Here is a 1,659-nt window from a genome sequence, read left to right as displayed (position 1 = left end):
AATAAGCAAATTGTTATTATCGATGAACATACCGGCCGAACCATGGCTGGTCGTCGTTGGGGCGAAGGTTTGCACCAGGCGATAGAAGCTAAAGAGAATGTTGCAATTCAGGCTGAAAGCCAGACTTTGGCTTCAACCACCTTCCAGAACTTCTTCCGAATTTATTCGAAACTGGCTGGTATGACGGGTACGGCGGATACCGAAGCATTCGAGTTCCAGCAAATTTATGGTTTGGATGTTGTCGTTATTCCGACAAACAAAGAGATTCAGCGAATTGATCATAACGACCTGATCTATCTGACGCAGGAAGAAAAATACCAAGCGATCATTGATGAAGTAAAAGCTGTGGTTGCGCAAAAGCGCCCGATACTAGTGGGTACTGCATCTATTGAATCATCTGAATTTTTGTCTGCATTACTTAAGAAAGCAGGCATTAAGCACAGTGTATTGAATGCGAAGCAGCATGCTCAAGAAGCTCAGATCGTTGCGCAAGCCGGTTTGCCGGGTGTTGTAACCATTGCGACGAACATGGCTGGTCGTGGCACGGATATTGTTCTGGGTGGTAATTGGGAAGCTGAAATTAAAGCATTGAAAGACCCAAGTGATGACAAGATCGCTAAAATCAAAGCTGACTGGGAAGTACGAAATAAAGCCGTACTTGAGGCAGGCGGGTTGCATATTTTGGGTACCGAACGTCACGAGTCTCGTCGAATCGATAACCAGCTTCGTGGACGATCTGGCCGTCAGGGTGACCCAGGTAGTACCCGTTTCTTCTTGTCTTTAGAAGATAACTTGATGCGTCTGTTTGCCTCGGATCGTGTACGTAACATCATGCAAGCCTTGGGTATGGACAAAGGTGAGGCCATCGAGCACAAGATGGTGAGTAATGCGATTGAAAAGGCTCAGCGTAAAGTAGAAGGCCGTAACTTTGATATTCGTAAGTCCTTACTGGAATACGATGATGTGGCGAACGATCAGCGTAGTGTGATTTATGAGCAGCGTAACTCGGTGATGGAGTCTGATGATATTTCAGATATCGTTGCAGCGATTCGCGAAGAAGTTGTTGATGATACGATCAGTCGCTTTATTCCACCGCAAAGCCTAGACGAGCAGTGGGATATCGCCGGGCTTGAAAGCCATCTTGAGTCAGAGTTTGCGGTTAAACTCCCCGTACAAGAATGGTTGGATAGTGACGATAGCTTGCACGAAGAAACCTTGCGAACCAAGATTATTGAAGAGATCGTTAAAGTTTACAAAGAGAAAGAAGAGACGGCGGGTGCGCAGTCTATGCGTAACTTCGAGAAACAAGTGTTTCTACATATTCTTGATACGCTTTGGAAGGAGCACTTGGCATCAATGGATGCATTACGTCAGGGTATCCATCTACGCAGCTACGCTCAGAAAAACCCTAAGCAGGAATACAAGCGAGAAGCATTTGTTCTATTTGAATCGATGCTGGGCAATTTGAAAAATGACGTGGTACGTGTGACCAGTCACGTGAAGATTCAGACTCAAGACGAGGCTGAAGAGCTAGAGCGACGCAGACAGCAAGAGCTAGAACAGCAATTGGGCCGGGCAAAGACTGAACATGCAGATGCCAATGCAGCCGGTAGTGAAGGTGGCTCGGCTCCGGCGGCTGAAGAAAAGCAGGCCCCTGTG

1 pseudogene is annotated in these 1,659 nt (G+C 46.8%); it reads left to right on the top strand.

From position 1 onward, the window contains the following. Positions 1–1,659 (top strand): annotated as a pseudogene (secA, locus tag A3735_RS27965) (preprotein translocase subunit SecA); the annotation flags it as partial.

The sequence above is a fragment of the Oleiphilus sp. HI0061 genome, assembly GCF_001635675.1.
This window is presented reverse-complemented; position numbering and strand designations above follow the sequence as displayed.